This window comes from Mesopusillimonas faecipullorum (assembly GCF_020539505.1).
Classification (GTDB): Bacteria; Pseudomonadota; Gammaproteobacteria; order Burkholderiales; family Burkholderiaceae_B; genus Mesopusillimonas; species Mesopusillimonas faecipullorum.
The window spans coordinates 35,939-50,021 of sequence record NZ_JACDXW010000002.1 but is presented as its reverse complement, the minus strand read 5'-3'; the positions used below and the strand labels follow the sequence as shown (position 1 = coordinate 50,021).

The window sequence follows — 14,083 nt, the reverse complement described above, 5'->3', positions numbered from 1 at the left end:
TATGGAAGCTGCCGAACTGCTACGCGTTGCCCTGAGCCTGCTTGTCATCATAGGCCTGTTGTTGGCCTCGGCTTGGATACTCCGTCGCACGCAGGGTAGGCGACGTCCCCAAGGCCAACGCATCACCCTATTGGATGCACAGCCCCTGGGTCCGCCCCGCACCCACATCGCCGTCGTGCGCGTAGACCAAACCACCCTGGTGCTGGGCATCACCCCTCAGCAAGTGAATCTGCTGCATAGCAGCCCCGCAGCGCCTACCGACATTCAAAATGCGCCCCAAACCCAGGGTTTTTCTGCCGCACTGGCCCAAACCCTGGCTCGCGTTCGTTCCTAACCCCATCATGTCTTTTTCTTGCGGATCCAAAATGCTAAGGCAAGGCATGCGCCGCTCTTGGCCCGTGTTAGCCAAGAGCGGCGGCGTCGCCTTGCTATTGGCGCCGGCGGCCATCATGGCGCAGTCCTTGCTTCCCGGCATCACCGCCACCCCAGGGGCAGACGGCTCACAAACCTATTCGCTCAGCCTGCAAACCCTGCTACTGCTGACGCTGCTGTCATTCCTGCCTGCCATGCTGCTGATGATGACGGGATTTACCCGCATCATCATTGTGTTGGGCTTGCTACGCAATGCCATGGGCACCGGCGCCTCGCCGCCCAACTCTGTGCTGATAGGGTTAGCGTTGTTTCTGACCTTCTTCGCCATGTCGCCCGTTTTCGACCAAATACACGCGCAAGCTTATGTACCCCTTAGCGAAGGCCAGATCAGTTTTGAGCAAGCGCTGCAAAAAGCCTCTGAACCGCTGCATGCTTTCATGCTGCATCACACCCGAGAAACCGACTTGGCCATGTTCGCCGAGCTATCGCAATCGGGCACCTGGAGTCAGCCCGAGGACGTTCCTTTACGCGTGTTGATTCCCGCTTTTGTGACCAGTGAGCTCAAAACTGCCTTCCAGATCGGCTTCACCCTGTTCATTCCGTTTCTCATCATAGACTTGGTCGTAGCCAGTGTATTGATGGCTTTGGGGATGATGATGGTGCCGCCAGTGACTATTTCGCTGCCTTTTAAGCTGATGCTGTTCGTACTGGCTGATGGCTGGCACTTGTTGATAGGTTCGCTGGCGCGCAGCTTTTACGTTTAGGAACGCCATCATGACGCCCGACACCGTAATGTCGCTTACCTACCATGCGCTGAAGATTGCCCTCTACATCGCCGGCCCACTGCTGCTGGCTACCTTGGTAGTGGGCTTGCTGATCAGCATCTTCCAAGCCGCCACACAAATTAATGAAATGACGCTGTCTTTCATTCCCAAGTTATTGGCCGTAGCCCTTACTGTCGTGCTGATAGGCCCATGGTTGCTGACCACACTGATCGATTACTTTCGTCAGGTACTCACCGGCCTGCCTGGCTTGGCGCATTGAGACAAGCTAGCGTTCAACCGTGATCAGCTTCAGCCTCGACGCCCTTTATATCTGGATCAACTCTGCCTTCTGGCCGTTTGTCCGCCTGCTTGCCTTGATCACAACGGCCCCGGTCCTGGGAGAATCCACTATCCCCACCCGTGCGAAAGTGGGCCTGGCCGCCCTCACAGCCCTGGCTATCGCACCGGTGCTCCCCCCAGCCCCCGCTATTTCACCGGCTTCTTATTTAGGCTTATGGACAACGGCTCAACAGGTGCTGATAGGGCTGGGCTTAGGCTTATGCATGCGTATCGCCTTTGCCGCCGTGCAAACAGCAGGCGAGCTGATAGGTTTACAAATGGGTCTGTCCTTTGCCTCGTTTTTTGACCCCGCCACAGGTGCCAACACCACTGTCCTCTCGCGCCTGATGAACATGATGGCCATATTGGTATTTCTGACTTTGGACGGCCACTTGATGCTGCTGCAAGCGCTGTTTCATACCTTTACCGTTTTACCTGCTGCGCCCGGCAGTCTGGATGCCGGCGCCTGGCAAGTGCTATTTCACTGGAGCGCTCAGGTGCTGACCGGGGGCTTGCTGCTGGCTTTGCCCCTGGTCATGACCCTGCTATGCATCAGTTTGGCCTTAGGCATTCTTAACCGTACGGCTCAGCAGCTTTCGGTGTTTGCCGTCGGATTCCCGATAAGCCTGTTATCGGGTTTGATTCTATTGGCAGTGATTTTGCCGCAAACCGCGCCGTTTCTGAGCAGGCTTTTTAATACGGCCCTGCTAGTCATGCGGCAGTTGGCGAATGCACTGGCCCCGATGTAGCGCAGGGGCCATGGCGTCTAGAACTCTTCCCAGTCATCTTCCGATGAGGTCGAACGCCCGTTAGTGTCGGGCCGTTTAACCTGTTGCGAAGCGGCAGGCAAGGCGGCGGGCCTGCCTGCCCCTCGTGCTGCGCCCGCCTCAAGGCGGCTACCCTCACCCTGACGAGGTAATGCCGATGTTGCAGCGCCTTGGCCACCCAACGACACTTGCTGCTGAGGTTCAGCAAGCACATTGGGCTTGATGATTTTAGCGGGCACATCAATCACTGCACTGGGCGGCAACACATAGCGGTTCATGTGGCTCTTGATTTGCTCGACATCGCTGCGCAACATGTCGCCTATCCCGGCGGCCTGCTCAACCAACTGAGCATTCTGTCGCGTGACATTGTCTATCTGCGAGACGACGATATTGATTTGATCTATACCGCTGGATTGCTCGACCGTGGCAGCCGAGATCTCGCCCATGATATCGGTGACACGGGCGACGGACGAAACGATTTCGTCCATCGTTGCCCCTGCCCGTTCGACTTGCTCGGAACCTTCTGACACCTTGCGCACGGAATCTTCGATGAGGTCTTTGATTTCACGCGCTGCCTGGGCACTGCGCTGGGCCAAAGCGCGTACCTCGGAAGCCACGACGGCGAAGCCTTTCCCTTGCTCTCCTGCTCGCGCGGCCTCTACAGCGGCATTCAGAGCCAGGATGTTGGTTTGGAAGGCAATGCTGTCGATGACGCCGACAATGTCCGCAATTTTTCTGGAACTGGCGGAAATACCCTGCATGGTGGAAACCACTTCGCCAACCGCCTGCCCGCCACGTTGAGCGACTTCGGAAGCGGTGACAGCCAATTGGTTGGCCTGACGCGCGTTATCGGCATTTTGCTTGACCGTGCTGGCCAGTTCTTCCATGCTGGCTGCCGCCTGCTGCAATGAAGCAGCCTGTTGGTCGGTACGACCGCTAAGGTCGCTGTTGCCTAGAACGATTTGCTGGGCATTCGAACCTATGCCGCTTAGGCTGCGACGCACAATATGTATGCTGCGCGCCATACCGTCTTGATGCTTTTTCAAGGAATTAAGCAAAGACCCGACTTCGTTACGCGAGCTTACGATTTCGGCAGGAAAGCTGAGGTCGCACTTACTGATAAGGTCGAGACGACCCCGTGCCAGAACCACCGGTTGCAGAACACCGGTGTACACAACCCTTAAACCGCACAACAGAAGCAAGACCGAGAGGACAGCCATGGCCATCAGCGCATAGCGCGCCCACTCGGCCTGCGACCAACCGCCGAACCCTAACACGGCCGCCGCCAACGCACTGACGCTTAGCAGCAACAAAATGCCGGGCAAACTGACCCGCAATGACCATCGACTCATAATGACGCTTCTCCTGGTAATTATTGGCTACTCATGATGAACAGACTGCTGCTCTGGATTTGCTTGAAAGCCATGGCGGCAGCTTCCAGAGCCGCACTACGCAACTGCAGTTGGGAAACAACCGTGTAGTAGTCCACGTCTTCGAGTTGACTGAGACGATTGCTGAACCCCAGATCGCGCTGCTTGCCCGCCCCATCCAGAGCATCGATTTCGTTCAGACGCGTGCCCACCGAAGCACGCACAGACAGCACCTGGTCATAATTGAGGTTGATCTTTTGCATGGCACTGGACAAGGCATTGTCCAGATTTGCCTGCGCCGAGGCATTGCCACTGACAGGCGTACCCAGCGCCGCGATCAGATGGTCTAGCGTCTGGAACATATTCATGTCGGTGTCGCTAGCCGGCGTAACCGTAAACGCATCACCGGCTGCCGGTTGGCCCGAGAAGCTCACTTGCACGGCTACGCCATCGCCATTCCCCAGGCTGATCTTGCCCGCCGCTGCATCGTAGGGAACCGCCGGCAATGGCGACTCGCCGGCACGCTGCACGACGTACTCGATTTCCCCCGAGCTGTTCTCTTGAAAGCTGATCGTAAAGCCACGAGCTTCGCGAACCCAGGCGTGCTGAGTGTCTTGAACCACCGGAGCAGCAATGTGGCCAGAACCGGTATTGCCTGCAGCAGCAGCCGAAACATAGGCTTGACTGCCATCTGGTGCCTTGGCAAACACGACAGAACCAATATCGTTGCCAGCAATCTGGCGGGTGGCATCGGCCTGCACTTTTCTTAGCCCGTTATCACCCAAGTAGGCGCCAGTATTTTCATCGAAAGCGGGGCGACTGCTCGAATGACCGGAAAACAGATACTGCCCATTGCCATCGGTGCGATTGGCAATGCCCATCATGGTGTCACGCGTGCTGGCCAGCACTTCGGCCAACGAAGCGCGGTCTGCATCGGACATCGTACCGTTACCGGCTTCGACCAAACGCGTTTTCAAGTCTTGCAACAATAAGGTAGCCGAGCCCAGGGCCCCGTCTTCGGCAGACAGATTGCTGCTCAGCACAGCCCTGTTGTCGGCATGGCTTTGATTGATGGCCTGAGCCTGAGTGATATTGATGGCTTGCGCCGCCGCCAAAGGATCGTCGGCCGGCGTGACCATGCGCCGACCGCTGCCTAGCTGCTGGTACAGATGCATCAAATCACCCTGTTGGGTATTGATGGTTTGCAGTCCGTTCTGGAAAAACAAAGAGGTACTGATACGCATGAGTTACTCCGGGTGGACACGGCTAGCATGTAGCAAGCCGCTGAGTCCGCATCAGGCCTTAAGGCCGAGCAAAGTGTCGAACAGGGTGGAACTGACGTCTATCAGCCGCGAAGCCGCACGAAAATGCTCTTGATACTGCATGAGATTGACGTACTCTTCGTTAAGGTTCACGCCCGACACTGCCTGCTGAGCAGAAAGGTTTTGTTGGATCAGTGACAGCTGGGCCTTGGCAGCCGTGCCATTGCTTTGCGCATGCACCGCCACCGAGTTCACGATACGTGAGTACGCTTCGTTGAAATCCAGGGTGCCCTCACCCAAGGTCTTGGCGCTGCGCAGCTTAGCCAATAACAAGGCGTTGTCGCCGTCGGCGTCGCCCCCTTTGGCCCCCGCCGCAATGTTGGCGGCATCTGTCAGTTGTACGCTTAATGAAGCGGCAGCATTGCGTGTGGGTTGTATCATCCAGCTATCCCCCTCTTGCACGCCACTCAGGGCCGAGAAGTCCAGGCCGTCCAACACGCCGGGAGGCGTTCCGGATTCGTGCACTGTTTTACCGGTCGTTAAATCGGTTACCACGTAATTGGTGCCGTCAAAACGCAACTGGTAATCGTGCCCGGTTAAGGCATCCGTATCGTTGAAGGTGACAGCCAAGTTGCCTTGGGTACCCTGCCCGCGTATGACTTTGGGTTGCGCAACGTCGAAGAAGCTTTTGCCGCTGGCCCCATTTTGATCGAACCCCCCTTCGTGCACCTGGTTGAATTCAAGTGCCAGCCCTACCGCCAAGCGCCCAAGCTCGTTCTGGGTCGCATCCAGAACCTCGTAGCGGTATTGCATCAGCCCACCCAGCGTGCCGCCCTTTATAGACGTTTCGGGCATTTCTACGGCCAGCGTACCGCCACCGGTTTTTTGCACGGAGTAGGCCACTGTCATGCGCGCCGGGTCATTGGCCGACGGCACGACCTGCAAGGGAAAGAGCTGGCTGCCACCCAGTAGCATTTGCCCGTTGCCTATGGTGAGGTTGAATGTGCCGTCTTGTTCGAGCACACGCACGTCTATCAGCTGATTTAAGTCTTTGACGGCAAGATCTCTTTGGTCAAGCAAATCGTTGGGCGCGTGATTCGGGTTGCCGGCACGCGCCTCGAGTATGCTTTGGTTGAGTTCTTGGATGCGTTGGGCCTGCGAGTTAATCTGCTTAACCAGCGTGCCCAGTTGCGTGTTGACGTCGCCGCGCTGGGCATCAATGAAAGCTTGGGCATCGTTGATCTGGGCCGCCAGAGCGTTGGCGCGCCCCAACATCTCGTTGCGTGCAGCCGGGTCGGAAGGCGAAGAGGCTACCGCATCGACGCTATCAAAAAATTTGGCCAAAGTGGGGCTGATGCCCACGGTGCGATCAGCAAATAGATTATTGAGCTGGGTAATTTCGGTGCCGTAGGCTGTCAGGGCTGCGCCTGTACTTTCGGCACGCACGAGCTGGCGATAAAGAAAACCATCGTAGGAACGATTAACCGTGTCGACCGCTACGCCACGCCCTATGAACCCCGATCCTATGCTTTGCGAGCCTGCCGTCGAAATCGACACCGATTGGCGGTTATAACCTTCCGTGGCGGCATTGCTGATGTTGTGACCTGTCGTCTGCAGGTTATGCGAGGCGGCATTTATGCCCGACAGGCCGATTTTTGCAAGGTTCATGCGTGCTCCACGAGAAAGACTCGGACTGCTTAACGGCCAAAAATGGCAATGGTTTAGGCCTGGGAATCAGGATGCGTCGATGCGGTGCCGGCATTCGCACGCAGACTTTCAGCACTGCTACGCACCTCGAAGTAGCGCATGATGGTTAAAAGCTTCTCGGCGTATTGCGGGTCTGTGGCGTAGCCGGCCTCTTGCACGCGAAAGGCCGCTTGTTCGGCGGTAGCCGCTTCGCGTACGGCCTGATAGCGATCACTGCTTCCCAGCAAGCGGGCATAGTCCCTGAAGGAGTCATGGTAAGAGTCATAAGCACGGAAAGACGCCACCTGCTTCTGCGCTTGTCCTGCCACGTACTCTGTCGTCATGACATCAGCGACTTTGCCTTTCCATGAAGCCGTCGCCTTGATCCCAAAAAGGTTGTGGCTGGTGCTGCCATCATCGTGCAGGATTTCGCGCTTACCCCAGCCAGATTCCAGAGCCGCCTGACTCAAGATCAGTGCGGCGGGCAAGCCCGTTTCGTCGGCCACCTTCTGTGCTGCCGGCGCCATTTTGGTAACGAACCGCTCGATATGGCCTGGGGCACCGCTGACTGCCGAGAGCAAGGCGGCGCCGGCCCGGCTAACCGAAGACAGCAACTTGCCTACGCGGCGCTCGAATGAACCAGCCACTGCTTCACCCGTCTCGGATTGGCCCACGTGAGAACGCAACTCAGAGCGTCGGGAGGTACGTAGTGGCAACTCTGTCGAGGCCATTTGTTGTACCCCCTGCCCTTCCCGAATCTGTGCCAGCAAGGCTTGTGCCAAACCCAGGCCAGGCTGCGATAGCTGCAAGGCCATTTGCTCGTCACCCAGGCTTTGAGCAAAACGCGTCTGCTCGCTGTCGAAAAGCGCATCGCCCCCAGACGCCTGACGGGCCTGCTTAAGCCACTGCTGCAACATCAGCGCTTCGAACTGCCGGGCCACGTCCTCTTCGCGCGCAGCGCTACTAAGGGGACGCCGCCTATCGGCTCTCCCCATGTCGAAGATGGAATCGCCCTGAGTGGGTAAGGAAAGATAATGAACCGGCGTGGCCATAGCAGTCGTGATTACTGAGGTTGAGAGTTGCCCTTAAACGATCTCAAGATCGGCACGCAAGGCGCCTGCGCTTTTCAGGGTTTGCAGAATAGAAAGCAGATCTTGCGGGGTAGCGCCCAAGGTATTAAGCGCTTTGACCACATCAACCAGATTGGCACTGGTGCGAATACGTTTAAGCGCGCCCTGATCCGTACGCATCTCGATCTGGGTGTTGTCGGTAACCACGGTTTGACCACCGGCAAAAGGCGTGTCCGGCTGACTGACCTGTTGTTGGCGACTGATAACAACCGACAGGTTGCCATACGCTACGGCGGCTTCCTCTATGGTGACAGTGCGGTTCATGACGACCGTACCGGTGCGCGCATTGATAATTACCTTGGCACGCGCTGGCGGAAGCTTGACTTGCACCTGTTCGATGTTGGAAAGGAAGGCAGTCAGTTGATTAGGATCCAAGGGGCCGCGCAATTCGACCACCCTGCCATCCAAGGCCGTTGCGACACCCGGCCCTATGCTCTGATTGATCGCCAAGGCGGCTTGCTGAGCGACACCAAAATCCGTGGTGTGCATTTCAAGATAAATACGCCCATCACGAGCAAAGGTGGTGGGCACCGAACGCTCTACGATGGCGCCATTGCTGATAATGCCGCCATTTAGCTGGTTGACCTGTACACTGGCCCCGCCGGCTTGGGCGCCTGCGCCCCCCACCAGCAAATTACCCTGGGCAAGCGCATAAACCTGCCCATCTGCCCCTTTGAGCGGCGTCATCAGCAAAGTACCGCCACGCAAACTCTTGGCATTGCCCATAGACGACACCACCACGTCCATGCTCTGGCCGGGTCTGGAGAATGCCGGCAACTGAGCGGTGACCATCACGGCCGCTACGTTACGCAATTGCATATTGGTGCCTTGCGGCACCGTCACCCCTAGCTGCGCCAACATATTCGTTAGGCTTTGCTGGGTAAAGGGTGCCTGACGCACTTGATCCCCACTGCCGTCCAGCCCAACGACCAAACCATAACCAACCAGCTGATTAGAGCGCACGCCCTGTATCGAGGCCAAGTCTTTGATACGCTCAGCCTGCGCAGACAGAGATAGCCCCCCAAACCAAACCGCCAGCAGAACTGCGCGATAAAGACGCCATACCTTGGCCGCCTTGCTGCGGGTATTCATGGAGTTGTGAGCTTTCATTGACGGAACTAGAACGGAGAGATGTTCAGGAAAAAGCGCTGCAGCCAGCCCATGGTCTGGACTTCGTCCATACGGCCTTGACTGCGGAACTCGATCCGGGCATCTGCTACCTGAGTGGACAACACTGTGTTGGCGCCAGTGATAGAACGAGGGTCTACCACGCCGGAGAAACGCACATGTTCGCTGCCGCGATTGATAGCCATCTGCTTATCGCCCGCAACCAGTAGATTGCCGTTAGGCAGCACCTGAACCACGGTGGTGGTGATCGTGCCGGTGAAAAGATTGTCCGCCCGACTGGAGCCCACACCTTGGGCATCGTTGGTGCCTTCCATGTCAAAGCCCTGCTGAGGCCCGAAACCTGGAGGGAAGAAGTCGGGAACCGTATTCAAGCCCAGACCGGCACTACCCGAGCGGGACGACGAAGTAGAAACGTTCTTGGCGGCGTTGGTACGCTCTTGAATAAGGATGGTGACAATATCCCCGACGTTACGCGGGCGCCTATCCTCAAACAGTGGATAGTTTCCGTAAACGGTGGGTTGATAGATAGACCCGTTGGCCTCGCGCTGCACGGCCTCCACTGGAGGCGGCGTAGCTGTTAAAGGCCCGGTCACCACGGGGTCAGGCGGAATGAGCGCACAGCCGCCCAGCAACAAAGCCATGCCGAAAGCCGTGATTCGCGACAGCATGCTCTGCATGGTTACAGTTGCGCCAGCCGCGCCAGCATCTGATCAGAGGTCTGGATGGCCTTGCTGTTCATTTCGTAGGCACGCTGAGCGGTAATCATATTGACCAGCTCTTCGGCCACATTGACATTAGATGTTTCGACGAATTTTTGACGCACCAAACCAGCACCATCCAGGCCAGGCTGGGCAAAGTTGGCAACGCCCGAGGCATCTGTTTCAACAAAAAGATTCTCGCCTATGGCTTGCAAACCTGTGGGATTGATAAAGGTGCTGAGCTGTAGCTGCCCCACTTGCACGCTGGTGCCGACCGCCCCCGGCTGAGTAATAGATACCGTGCCGTCTCGGGCGATGGTGATTTCCAGCGCATTATCGGGAATATTGATGGGCGGCTGAATCGGGTAACCACCGGCTGTTACCAGTTGGCCATTCTGGTCAACCTGCAGACTTCCATCGCGGGTATAAGCGAAAGAGCCATCCGGCATCTCGACCTGCAGAAAGCCTTTCCCATCGATCGCGATATCCATGGAGTCACCGGTTTCGCGCAGGTTGCCCTGAGTATGCAGGCGCTCGGTAGCCACTGTGCGCACCCCGGTGCCCACTTGCAACCCCGAGGGCAGTTGATTGGCAGCCCCAACCTGCGCACCAGGCTGACGCATCGTTTGATAAAGCAAGTCTTCAAAAACGGCTCGGCTACGTTTGAAGCCCGCCGTGTTGACGTTGGCCAAGTTATTGGAAATGACATCAAGGCTGGTCTGCTGGGTTTCAAGCCCCGTTTTGGCTATCCATAAGGACCTAATCATCTTGCTTCCTTTTCAAACTATTGGGCTGACGCAGCCCCAGTGATCTTTAATTGCCTGCCGACAAAATGCCATTGGCGCGCTCAGCATTTGCCGATGCATCGCGTATAACCTTCATCTGCATCTCGAACTGCCGAGCGTTTTCTATCAGGGCGACCATGGCCTGCGCGGCATTGACATTGCTTTTCTCAAGAAAGCCCGACACGATGCGCACACCCGGATCCGCCTGAACTGCGGCTTGCCCTTGGCTGCGGAAAAACCCATCTTCGCCACGTTGTAATGAGTCCGCCTGGGGATTGACCAACTTGATCTGGCCCACCACTTGTATGGTGTTCGGCGGGTCTCCCGCGCCCAGTGCGGTCAACTGGCCATCCGAAGAGAACGTCACCGTGCCCCGGTCGGGGATTTCCATGGGCTCTCCGTCGACAGATAACACGGGATAGCCTTGCGCCCGCGTCACCAATTGATTTTCGGCATTGACGGCGAACTCGCCCGCGCGCGTGTAAGCCTCGCCTTCAGGCGTACGTACCGCAAACCAACCCGGCCCTTGCAAGGCCACATGCAAAGGGTTGCCGGTCTCTGCCAAAGGCCCGCTGGAGAGGTCGCTGCCTTGGGTAGCCGCTACCGTGGCTACCCGAGTAGGCAAACCCTGATCGGCCACGAAGGGCACCGCCCGTTGCATGGACAACTGTTGCCGAAAGCCAGTGGTATTGACGTTGGCCAGGTTATTGCTAACCACCGCCTGCTGCTCAAGCATGCGTGCGGCGGCGCCACTTGCCGTGTATAGAATGCGGTCCATAAGAACTCGTTCAGCCTAACAACTCAACGCAGGGAAATCAGAGTCTGCAGGATTTGATCCTGGGTCTTGATAGATTGAGCGTTCGCCTGATAGGTACGTTGCGCAACGATCATATTGACCAGCTCTTGGCTCATGTCTACGTTAGACGCCTCGACGGCCTGCCCCTTAAGCAGTGCCAGCCCATTGGTGCCGGGCTGACCCACCACAGGCTGACCAGAAGCTGTGGTTTCGACCCAGGCGTTGCCACCCACCGCCTTCAAGCCTTGCAGGTTGGCAAAGTTGGCCAAGGCAATGAACCCCGCAATTTGGCTTTTCCCATTGGTGTAATTCGCCATGATGGCGCCGTCGTTAGCAATGGAAATACTGGCGAACTCGCCAGTGGCATAGCCGTTCTGCGTAAAAGTATGGGCAAAGTCACTACCAAAAGAGGTAGACCCCGTATAAGACACATCTATGCTCATGTCTGCTGCAGGCGTGGCCGTACCGCCGGGGTTCTGGATCGCAAGCGTGACAAACTGCCCGCTAGACAATACGCCGTTGTCGCTAAAGCGCATCTCGTGGGGGCCAACCTGACCGTTTACCATGACGGCATTCGTGCCATCAGCCAAACGGTAGTGCACTTCCCACACGCTCTCGTTGCCTACACCGGGTTTTTTGACGAAATACTGCGAAAGCTCGTGCCGATTGCCCAAAGAGTCATGCGTCGTTATGGGCAACATGTGCGTGTAGGTACCCGGCAACGCAGGATCAAAGGCATCAGTGATCACCGGGGCATTCGCATCCAAGTTGGCTTGCGTCGTAATCAGCGAGGTTGCGATCGGCTGCATATTGCCTACTGGCAACTTGACTGGCGCCAGGTTGGTGTTAGGCGTTTTGCCGTCGGCGGCAAGACCGAAACCCGTTAGCCTGGCGCCCTGAGCATTGACGATGTCGTAATTCTCGTTGACACCGAACTGCCCGTTACGCGTGTAGTTCACCAGTCCGCCGGTATCCAACACGCGGAAGAAACCCTTCTCGCCATCAATGGCGATATCGTACTGGCCACCGGTAATGTTGATATTGCCTACAGAGAAACGCTGTTTGACGTCGGCCACCTGAACCCCCAAGCCGGCAGCCTGAGATTGCGCATAGACGTCGGCAAAGACCGCCGAGGCAGCCTTGAAACCGACCGTGGATGAGTTGGCGATATTGTTGCCAATGATGTCCAGATCCTGCGACGCGGCGTTCAAGCCGCTCAAGCCCTGACCAAAACCCATGATGTGCCTCTTTCTGAAGAATCTTTACTAGACAAGCCCGCAGCTGTTTGAACCCGAGCCTAAGAAAATACTTACATGACCTTGCGAACGTCGAACAGCGAATACGTGCCGGCCAGGCCAAGATCCAACCTAAGGCCGGCAGACGAATACGCCACACTGCCTACCTTGCCGTAGGTCAGCGCTTCGGAGGCCAATGCATTACCGTCCGCATCCGAAGCACGTACCGACACCTGATACGCGCCGTCTGAAACGGCTTGGCCCTTATCGTTCAGGCCATCCCACTCCAGGCTGTAGATGCCGGCGGTGTGGGCTTCCAGTTCCAACAGGCGCATCACTTGGCCACTGCCATCCAGAATCGAAACCTGAACGCTCTTGGCATCTGAATACAGTTCGAAACCGAAAGGGGTAGCAACCTTGCCCTGCCCATCTGCCGAGCTGCCCAAACGAATCTTGTCCCCAGGCACCAGCACTTCTTTGCCAATGAAGGAAGCCGCCTGCATGGACTGAGACAAATCCATCTGCCCCGAGAGCGCCAGCAAAGTGTTGTTGAGCTGCTCGATACCCGAGACTGTAGAAAGCTGCGCGATCTGTGACGTGACCGCCGCGTTGTCCATGGGGTTCAAGGGATCTTGATTGCGTAATTGCGTAACCAACAGCGTCAGGAACCTATCCTGGGTATCGCCCATCAGGCTGCTGCTTTGTGACGCTTGGGCCAGGGCCGCTGCCGCGGTATTGCTTGAGGTAGCGTTGATTGTGCTCATGATGTGCAGCCTTATTGACCAAGACTGAGCGTGCGCGTCATCAGGCTCTTGGCTGTGTTGATGACTTCCACATTGGCTTGATACGAGCGTGATGCAGAGATCATGTTGACAGTCTCGGCAACGGTATCCACATTGGGCAAAGTGACATAGCCCTGCTCGTTTGCCAAAGGATTGCCGGGTTCATACTGCATGCGTGCCGGCGCTGAACTTTCTATCACCGCCGAAACCCGCACGCCACCCACGGCGGATTGCCCCTGCAGCGGGTCTAGCTGAAATACGACCTGGCGGGCACGATACGGTTGACCGTCAGGCCCGACAGCACTATTGGCATTGGCCATATTGCTGGCCGATACGTTCATGCGCTGCGACTGAGCCGTCAGTGCCGAACCTGCGATCTGGAAGATGTTGAAGGTAGACATACTTTCCTGTTTTATTGCGCCAAAGCCGCGTTGATGGACTTCAAGCGCTGCGAAATCAGTGTGAGATCGGCTTGATAGCGGGATGTGTTGTCGGCAAACTGCACCCGTTCAACATCCATATCCACTGTGTTGCCATCAAGGCTGGGTTGGACGGCTTGCCGGTATTGCAATGGCACCGCTGCGCCGGCACCTGCTACGCCGGGCAAATGACGATCCGAGGTACGCGCCAATGGCAAAGACGAGGACGACGAACCGCCCCCGGCCTTAAGCAGAGCCTGGCTGAAATCAAAATCTCTGGCCTTATAGTTAGGCGTATCAGCATTGGCGATGTTGGTCGCCAATACTTCTTGCCGCTGCTGGCGCAGTGAAATCGCATTCTGGAAGAAATCGAGGTCGCGGCTGATGGGATCGGTCATGGGCTGGACTTGAGGGCTAGGTTTATCGCTAAGATAGATATCCGCAATCCACCAAACCCTTTTCAGGGAATTGGCCATCATGGTAGCGGCTTGGGTCTCATGACAAACCGCGAAACAGCCCAGTATTTCTTTGCCTATTCCCATCGATAAGA

Annotated in this window: 16 protein-coding genes; 4 read left to right on the top strand and 12 right to left on the bottom strand. The window is 56.8% G+C overall.

The features are described from left to right. Position 1 precedes the first annotated feature (1 nt). The 4 genes from fliO to fliR are packed head-to-tail and all read left to right on the top strand — an operon-like array spanning position 2 to position 2,224. Entirely contained in the window at positions 2–334 is a 333-nt protein-coding gene (gene fliO / locus H0484_RS03565; RefSeq protein WP_226953071.1) for a flagellar biosynthetic protein FliO, read from the top strand. Between the two features lie 46 nt (positions 335–380). Further along, on the top strand, positions 381–1,136 hold the full coding sequence (gene fliP / locus H0484_RS03560) for a flagellar type III secretion system pore protein FliP (RefSeq protein WP_226953703.1): 756 nt from the start codon (positions 381–383) through the stop codon (positions 1,134–1,136). Between the two features lie 10 nt (positions 1,137–1,146). Then, positions 1,147–1,416, top strand: coding sequence for a flagellar biosynthesis protein FliQ (fliQ, locus tag H0484_RS03555; protein WP_226953070.1), 270 nt, complete (start codon positions 1,147–1,149; stop codon positions 1,414–1,416). Positions 1,417–1,435: 19 nt separating this feature from the next. Then, the gene (gene fliR / locus H0484_RS03550; RefSeq protein WP_226953069.1) at positions 1,436–2,224 is read left to right on the top strand and encodes a flagellar biosynthetic protein FliR; all 789 of its coding nucleotides are present in this window, start codon (positions 1,436–1,438) and stop codon (positions 2,222–2,224) included. A 17-nt stretch (positions 2,225–2,241) separates the two neighbouring features. Here the strand turns inward: fliR and H0484_RS03545 are convergent, their stop codons facing one another. From H0484_RS03545 to flgB, 12 genes are all read right to left on the bottom strand, one after another. Next, positions 2,242–3,594 carry a methyl-accepting chemotaxis protein gene (locus H0484_RS03545; RefSeq protein ID WP_315859904.1) on the bottom strand — a complete coding sequence of 451 codons (1,353 nt, stop codon included), beginning with the start codon at positions 3,592–3,594 and terminating at the stop codon, positions 2,242–2,244. A 20-nt stretch (positions 3,595–3,614) separates the two neighbouring features. Then, entirely contained in the window at positions 3,615–4,856 is a 1,242-nt protein-coding gene (flgL, locus tag H0484_RS03540) for a flagellar hook-associated protein FlgL (RefSeq protein WP_226953068.1), read from the bottom strand. Between the two features lie 51 nt (positions 4,857–4,907). Continuing rightward, entirely contained in the window at positions 4,908–6,542 is a 1,635-nt protein-coding gene (gene flgK, locus H0484_RS03535; RefSeq protein ID WP_226953067.1) for a flagellar hook-associated protein FlgK, read from the bottom strand. 53 nt (positions 6,543–6,595) lie between these two features. Next, the gene (flgJ, locus tag H0484_RS03530) at positions 6,596–7,612 is read right to left on the bottom strand and encodes a flagellar assembly peptidoglycan hydrolase FlgJ (RefSeq protein ID WP_226953066.1); all 1,017 of its coding nucleotides are present in this window, start codon (positions 7,610–7,612) and stop codon (positions 6,596–6,598) included. 33 nt (positions 7,613–7,645) lie between these two features. Continuing rightward, positions 7,646–8,782 carry a flagellar basal body P-ring protein FlgI gene (locus H0484_RS03525; RefSeq protein ID WP_226953065.1) on the bottom strand — a complete coding sequence of 379 codons (1,137 nt, stop codon included), beginning with the start codon at positions 8,780–8,782 and terminating at the stop codon, positions 7,646–7,648. Between the two features lie 26 nt (positions 8,783–8,808). Beyond that, positions 8,809–9,495, bottom strand: coding sequence for a flagellar basal body L-ring protein FlgH (locus H0484_RS03520; RefSeq protein ID WP_226953064.1), 687 nt, complete (start codon positions 9,493–9,495; stop codon positions 8,809–8,811). Positions 9,496–9,497: 2 nt separating this feature from the next. Then, entirely contained in the window at positions 9,498–10,283 is a 786-nt protein-coding gene (gene flgG / locus H0484_RS03515; protein WP_226953063.1) for a flagellar basal-body rod protein FlgG, read from the bottom strand. 46 nt (positions 10,284–10,329) lie between these two features. After that, positions 10,330–11,079, bottom strand: a complete 750-nt coding sequence (gene flgF, locus H0484_RS03510) for a flagellar basal-body rod protein FlgF (RefSeq protein ID WP_226953062.1) — start codon at positions 11,077–11,079, stop codon at positions 10,330–10,332. A 23-nt stretch (positions 11,080–11,102) separates the two neighbouring features. Then, positions 11,103–12,335 (bottom strand): flagellar hook protein FlgE, encoded by a 1,233-nt coding sequence (gene flgE, locus H0484_RS03505; RefSeq protein WP_226953061.1) that lies wholly within the window; start codon positions 12,333–12,335, stop codon positions 11,103–11,105. A 71-nt stretch (positions 12,336–12,406) separates the two neighbouring features. Then, positions 12,407–13,096 carry a flagellar hook capping FlgD N-terminal domain-containing protein gene (locus H0484_RS03500; RefSeq protein WP_226953060.1) on the bottom strand — a complete coding sequence of 230 codons (690 nt, stop codon included), beginning with the start codon at positions 13,094–13,096 and terminating at the stop codon, positions 12,407–12,409. 11 nt (positions 13,097–13,107) lie between these two features. Beyond that, positions 13,108–13,515, bottom strand: a complete 408-nt coding sequence (gene flgC / locus H0484_RS03495; protein ID WP_226953059.1) for a flagellar basal body rod protein FlgC — start codon at positions 13,513–13,515, stop codon at positions 13,108–13,110. Positions 13,516–13,526: 11 nt separating this feature from the next. After that, positions 13,527–13,931: a flagellar basal body rod protein FlgB gene (gene flgB / locus H0484_RS03490; protein ID WP_226953702.1), complete on the bottom strand. Its 405-nt coding sequence runs from the start codon at positions 13,929–13,931 to the stop codon at positions 13,527–13,529. Positions 13,932–14,083 lie beyond the last annotated feature (152 nt).

Coding starts and splice junctions, on each gene's coding strand:
- flgG (WP_226953063.1), bottom strand. CDS start 10,283: ATGATTAGGTCCTTATGGATAGCCAAAACGGGGCTTGAAACCCAGCAG.
- flgK (WP_226953067.1), bottom strand. CDS start 6,542: ATGAACCTTGCAAAAATCGGCCTGTCGGGCATAAATGCCGCCTCGCAT.
- fliO (WP_226953071.1), top strand. CDS start 2: ATGGAAGCTGCCGAACTGCTACGCGTTGCCCTGAGCCTGCTTGTCATC.
- H0484_RS03545 (WP_315859904.1), bottom strand. CDS start 3,594: ATGAGTCGATGGTCATTGCGGGTCAGTTTGCCCGGCATTTTGTTGCTG.
- flgF (WP_226953062.1), bottom strand. CDS start 11,079: ATGGACCGCATTCTATACACGGCAAGTGGCGCCGCCGCACGCATGCTT.
- flgC (WP_226953059.1), bottom strand. CDS start 13,515: ATGTCTACCTTCAACATCTTCCAGATCGCAGGTTCGGCACTGACGGCT.
- H0484_RS03500 (WP_226953060.1), bottom strand. CDS start 13,096: ATGAGCACAATCAACGCTACCTCAAGCAATACCGCGGCAGCGGCCCTG.
- flgE (WP_226953061.1), bottom strand. CDS start 12,335: ATGGGTTTTGGTCAGGGCTTGAGCGGCTTGAACGCCGCGTCGCAGGAT.
- flgB (WP_226953702.1), bottom strand. CDS start 13,931: ATGACCGATCCCATCAGCCGCGACCTCGATTTCTTCCAGAATGCGATT.
- H0484_RS03520 (WP_226953064.1), bottom strand. CDS start 9,495: ATGCAGAGCATGCTGTCGCGAATCACGGCTTTCGGCATGGCTTTGTTG.
- flgJ (WP_226953066.1), bottom strand. CDS start 7,612: ATGGCCACGCCGGTTCATTATCTTTCCTTACCCACTCAGGGCGATTCC.
- H0484_RS03525 (WP_226953065.1), bottom strand. CDS start 8,782: ATGAATACCCGCAGCAAGGCGGCCAAGGTATGGCGTCTTTATCGCGCA.
- fliQ (WP_226953070.1), top strand. CDS start 1,147: ATGACGCCCGACACCGTAATGTCGCTTACCTACCATGCGCTGAAGATT.
- flgL (WP_226953068.1), bottom strand. CDS start 4,856: ATGCGTATCAGTACCTCTTTGTTTTTCCAGAACGGACTGCAAACCATC.
- fliP (WP_226953703.1), top strand. CDS start 381: ATGCGCCGCTCTTGGCCCGTGTTAGCCAAGAGCGGCGGCGTCGCCTTG.